The organism is Microbacterium sp. UBA3394, from assembly GCF_002358725.1.
In the GTDB taxonomy this organism is placed as follows: Bacteria; Actinomycetota; Actinomycetes; order Actinomycetales; family Microbacteriaceae; genus Microbacterium; species Microbacterium luteum.
On record NZ_DEPK01000105.1, the window covers coordinates 1 to 4846 of the forward strand.

5 protein-coding genes and 1 pseudogene are annotated in these 4846 nt (G+C 70.4%); 5 read left to right on the forward strand and 1 reads right to left on the reverse strand.

Annotation, left to right across the window (positions count from 1 at the left end; genetic code table 11):
- Positions 1-474: pseudogene (locus B4E30_RS06585) on the forward strand (hypothetical protein); the annotation flags it as partial.
- A gap of 12 nt (positions 475-486) precedes the next feature.
- On the opposite strand, the gene B4E30_RS06590 reads toward B4E30_RS06585, so the two are convergent.
- Positions 487-879 (reverse strand): phage holin family protein, encoded by a 393-nt coding sequence (locus B4E30_RS06590; protein ID WP_071045239.1) that lies wholly within the window; start codon positions 877-879, stop codon positions 487-489.
- Positions 880-942: 63 nt separating this feature from the next.
- Between B4E30_RS06590 and B4E30_RS06595 the strand changes: the two genes are divergently transcribed.
- The 4 genes from B4E30_RS06595 to B4E30_RS06610 all read left to right on the forward strand — a co-directional run.
- Positions 943-2061: a histidinol-phosphate transaminase gene (locus tag B4E30_RS06595; RefSeq protein WP_194384038.1), complete on the forward strand. Its 1119-nt coding sequence runs from the start codon at positions 943-945 to the stop codon at positions 2059-2061.
- On the forward strand, positions 2058-3212 hold the full coding sequence (locus tag B4E30_RS06600; protein ID WP_286794132.1) for a thiamine pyrophosphate-dependent dehydrogenase E1 component subunit alpha: 1155 nt from the start codon (positions 2058-2060) through the stop codon (positions 3210-3212). Before B4E30_RS06595 ends, B4E30_RS06600 begins: the two co-directional genes overlap by 4 nt.
- 62 nt (positions 3213-3274) lie before the next feature.
- The gene (locus B4E30_RS06605; RefSeq protein WP_071045290.1) at positions 3275-4240 is read left to right on the forward strand and encodes an alpha-ketoacid dehydrogenase subunit beta; all 966 of its coding nucleotides are present in this window, start codon (positions 3275-3277) and stop codon (positions 4238-4240) included.
- 22 nt (positions 4241-4262) lie between these two features.
- Positions 4263-4846: biotin/lipoyl-containing protein (locus tag B4E30_RS06610; RefSeq protein WP_286794133.1), on the forward strand; the 584-nt coding region annotated here is incomplete at its 3' end.

The window sequence follows — 4846 nt, forward strand, 5'->3', positions numbered from 1 at the left end:
GATGCCGGCATCCGGCCGGGAGACGTCGTGCACACCGCCGCGCACTCCCAGGCCGCCATGGTCACCTCGCACCTGGCGCTCGAGGGCACCTACGACGTGCGCACCGTCATGACCTTCGGCTCCCCGGTGCACGCCGACGTCGGCGACGACGTGCTGGCGGTCACCGTGCGGCACACCGATGATCCGGTGGCCGCCCTGTCGGGCGGGGGCCACGCGCAGGCGGTGGGTGCACCCGGAAGCGTCGTGGTCGAACGCAGCGCCGATCCCGACGCGGGGATCGACGATCTCACGATCCCCGCGCATCACATGTCCGCCTACACCGAGACGGCGGCGTTGATCGATCAGAGCGACGATCCGCGCGTGGACGGCGTGCACGACCTGGTCGATGCGCTGGCCGAGGCGGACGGCGTCGAGGTGTTCGAGTACACCGCCCACCGCCGCTCCGACCGGTCCGCGGGAGGTGGCGGACAGTGAGCCGCGGCCGGCTCAGCCCTTGTCGCGCGGGCGCAGGATGATGCCGGCGATCCAGTTGATGAGCGAGATCACGATGGCCGCCACGATCCCCCACCAGAAGTCCTCGACCCGCAGGCCGAAGTTCCAGAATCCCGTGATCCAGGCGGTCAGCCACAGCAGGAAACCGTTGATCACCAGGCCGATCAGGCCGAGCGTGAGGATGTAGATGGGGAAGGCGAGCACCTTGATCACGGTGCCGATGAGCGTGTTCACGAGCGCGAAGATCGCCGCGACCAGGAGCAGGGTGAGCACCAGCTGCAGCGTCTCGCCGGGCTCGAAGGGGATGACGCTTACACCGAGCACCGGAATGAGGGTGACGATCCAGATGGCGAACGCATTGACGACGACACGAAGCAGGAAGCCCATAGTGGCGCCAGTCTCCCACGCGCGCACCTCGGTGCGACAGTGCGCGAGTCGTAGACTCGGGCCGTGACCGACGGATCCGACATCCCCGTGCGCGTGCGCGCCGACATCGCGGCGCTGCCCCCCTACAAGCAGGGGCGCCAGGCGGGGGCCGACGCCTACAAGCTCTCCAGCAACGAGAACCCGTTCGATCCCCTGCCGGGCGTCGTCGAGGTGCTGCGGGAGTCCGTCGGCGTCAACCGCTATCCGGATGCGGCGGCGACCCTGCTGCGCGAGCGCCTCGCCGCACGCTACGACGTCGATGTCTCGCGCGTGCACATCGGTGCCGGCAGCGTGTCGATCCTGGCCCAGCTCGTGCAGGCCGTCTCCACTCCGGGCGACGAGGTGATCTACGCGTGGCGCTCCTTCGAGGCCTATCCCTGGTTGACGGTGCTCGCCGGGGCGACCGGCGTGCAGGTCCCGGTGACCGACGACGCGCGTCATGACCTGGACGCGATGGCGGCGGCCGTCACCGCCCGCACGCGAGCTGTGCTCGTCTGCTCGCCGAACAACCCCACCGGGCCGGTCGTCACCCAGGCCGAGTTCGACGCGTTCGTCGCGCGGGTGCCCGATGACCTGCTCATCATCCTCGACGAGGCCTACGCCGAGTTCGTGACCGATCCCGACGCGGTCGACGGCACGCGTGTGCTCGCGACCGAGCGGCCCAACGTCGTGGTCTGCCGCACGTTCTCCAAGGCCTTCGGTCTCGCGGGACTCCGCGTCGGGTACGCCCTCGGCCACCCTCGGGTGCTCGATGCGGCCCGCAGCACCGCGATTCCGCTGTCGGTGACCGGGCAGTCCGAAGTTGCGGCGATCGCCAGCCTCGAGCTGGAGGACGAGCTCCGAGCGCGTGTCGCCGTGATCGGGGAACGGCGGGATCGCTTGGCCGCACAGCTGCGCGAGGTGGGGTGGCGGATTCCGCAGGCGCAGGGGAACTTCGTGTGGCTCCCTTCCGGTGACGCGTCGATGACGATCGCGGCGGCGTTCGAGGCAGCAGGCCTCATCGTGCGGCCCTTCGCCGGTGACGGCATCCGGATCTCCGTCGGCGAAGAGGAATCTGTGGACAAGGTCCTACGCATCGCGGAATCCGTTGTGCATGATCTCCCAGCGGGCCACCCCGGACGGCGGGCTAGCGTAGAACGGTGACCCCGCCCGAAGCGCCCGCACACGGCACGTCCGAACATCCCGACGTCGTACGCCTCCTCGACGCCGACGGCTCGCTCTCCCCGAGCGCCGCCGCCGAGGCCTATCTGCCCTACATCGAAGCGCTCGACGACGCCGATCTCGAGACCTTCTATCGCGACATGGCGGTGATCCGAGCCTTCGATCAGCAGGCGACGCATCTGCAGCGTCAGGGTCAGCTCGCGCTGTGGCCGCCGAGCTTCGGGCAGGAGGCCGCGCAGGTGGGATCCGCTCGGGCCGCCCGCGCGCAGGACCACCTCTTCCCCTCCTATCGGGAGCATGCCGTCTGCCGCATACGCGGAGTGGACCCCGTCGACATCATCCGTCTCATGCGGGGTCTCACGCACGGCGGATGGGATCCGGCCGACCCCAAGAACGGCAACACCCACATCTACACGCTGGTGCTCGGTGCGCAGGCGCTGCACGCGACCGGGCTGGCCATGGGCATGGTCTTCGACGGCCGAAGCGGCACCGGAGATCCCGACCGCGACGCGGCGGTGATCGTCTACTACGGCGACGGTGCGTCCAGCCAGGGCGACGTGCACGAGGCGATGGTCTTCGCAGCGAGCTACCGCACGCCCGAGGTCTTCTTCCTGCAGAACAACCACTGGGCCATCTCGGTGCCCGTCGCGACGCAGTCGCGCGCCCCGCTCGTCCAGCGCGGCACGGGATACGGCATCCCCAGCGTGCAGGTCGACGGCAACGACGTGCTCGCCAGCTACGCGGTCACGCGCCGGGCGCTCGACGAGGCGCGCGGCGGCGACGGTCCGCGTGCGATCGAGGCGCTCACCTACCGAATGGGTGCGCACACCACGAGCGACGACCCCACCAAGTACCGCACGTCCGACGAGGAGCAGTCCTGGGCGCGGCGCGACCCGATCGCGCGCATGCGCGCCTACCTGGAGGGCCGCGGCGCGTCCGCGGCGTTCTTCGCCGACGTCGAGGCGGAGTCGCGGGCGGTGGCCGACGACGCCCGCGTGCGCACGAATGCTCTCGGCGGAATAGACGCCGAAGCCATGTTCGCCCACGTGTATTCCGCCCCGCATCCGCTGATCGATGAGCAGCGTGCGTGGCTGGCGGCCTACGAAGCGACGTTCGAGGGGGAGACGCGATGAGCACGGATGCCGCGACGGCCACGCCCACGGCAACACCCGCAGCGAGCGAGACCACCGCGGTCATGCCGATCGCCAAGGCCCTCAACGCCGGCCTGCGCGCCGCGATGTCCGCGAGTGACCGCGTGCTGCTCATGGGCGAGGACATCGGCCGCCTCGGCGGCGTCTTCCGCGTGACGGAGGGGCTGCAGGCCGAGTTCGGCGAGCGTCGCGTGCTCGACACCCCGCTCGCCGAGTCCGGCATCGTCGGCACCGCGATCGGCCTGGCGATGGGCGGATTCCGACCGGTGATCGAGATCCAGTTCGACGGGTTCGTCTTCCCGGCGTTCGATCAGATCACGACGCAGCTGGCGAAGATCACCAACCGCCACGAGGGCGCCGTGCAGATGCCGGTCGTGATCCGCATCCCCTACGGCGGACACATCGGCGCGGTCGAGCACCACCAGGAATCGCCCGAAACCTACTTCGCCCACACGCCCGGGCTGCGCGTGGTGAGCCCGTCGACGCCGAACGACGCGTACTGGATGATCCAGGAGGCGATCGAATCGCCCGATCCCGTCGTCTTCCTCGAGCCGAAGGCACGCTACTGGCAGAAGGGCGAGGTCGATCTCACGGCTCCGGCCGTGCCGCTGCACGCCTCCCGTGTCGTGCGGCGCGGCACCGACGTCACCCTCGTCGGTCACGGCGCCATGGTGACGACGCTCCTGCAGGCGGCCGCTCTCGCGGAGTCCGAGGGGACCAGCTGCGAAGTGGTCGACGTGCGCTCGCTCTCGCCGGTCGACTACGGCCCCCTCCTCGACTCGGTGCGGCGCACCGGCCGCATGGTCTACGCGCAGGAGGCGCCCGGGTTCGTCAGCCTCGGATCGGAGATCGCGGCGACGGTGACCGAGAAGGCGTTCTACGCTCTCGAGGCGCCGGTGCTGCGCGTGTCGGGCTTCGACACGCCCTTCCCCGCGGCCAAGCTCGAAGGCGTCTACCTGCCCGATCCCGACCGCATCCTCGAGGCCGTCGACCGCGCCCTCGCCTACTGACCCGCCCCAGCAGAGGAACGCCATGAGCACGCAGACATTCGTCCTCCCCGACGTCGGGGAGGGTCTCACCGAGGCCGAGATCGTCTCGTGGCGCGTCTCTCCCGGCGACGAGATCGCCGTCAACGACGTGATCGTCGAGATCGAGACGGCCAAGTCGCTCGTCGAGCTCCCCTCGCCGTTCGCCGGTACCGTCGGCGATCTGCTCGTCGCCGAGGGCGACACCGTCGAGGTGGGTGCGGCGATCATCACCATTGCGGATGCCGCCTCCGGCGTCGACACCACCGTCGGGCGCTCGGAGCACGGGGAGGCCGCCGAGGCCCCGGAACCGGACGGATCGGGATCGGTCCTCGTCGGCTACGGCTCCGGCGGCCCCGTCCAGTCCCGGCGTCGGAAGCCCCCGGTGTCGGCCGCGGAGCGCATCACGTCGTCGGTCGGCGTGGTGGCCAAGCCGCCCATCCGCAAGCTCGCCCGCGACCTCGGGGTCGACCTCTCGGCCGTGACCCCGACCGGCGCTGCCGGCGAGGTGACCCGCGACGACGTCGTGGCGCACGCCTCGCAGGCGAGCGTCTTCCGCAACATCGAGACGCCCGCGTGGGGCGAGGTGCG

Excerpts from the sequence above, each read along its gene's own strand:
- B4E30_RS06590 (WP_071045239.1), bottom strand. The coding sequence starts at position 879 with ATGGGCTTCCTGCTTCGTGTCGTCGTCAATGCGTTCGCCATCTGGATC.
- B4E30_RS06605 (WP_071045290.1), top strand. The coding sequence starts at position 3,275 with ATGCCGATCGCCAAGGCCCTCAACGCCGGCCTGCGCGCCGCGATGTCC.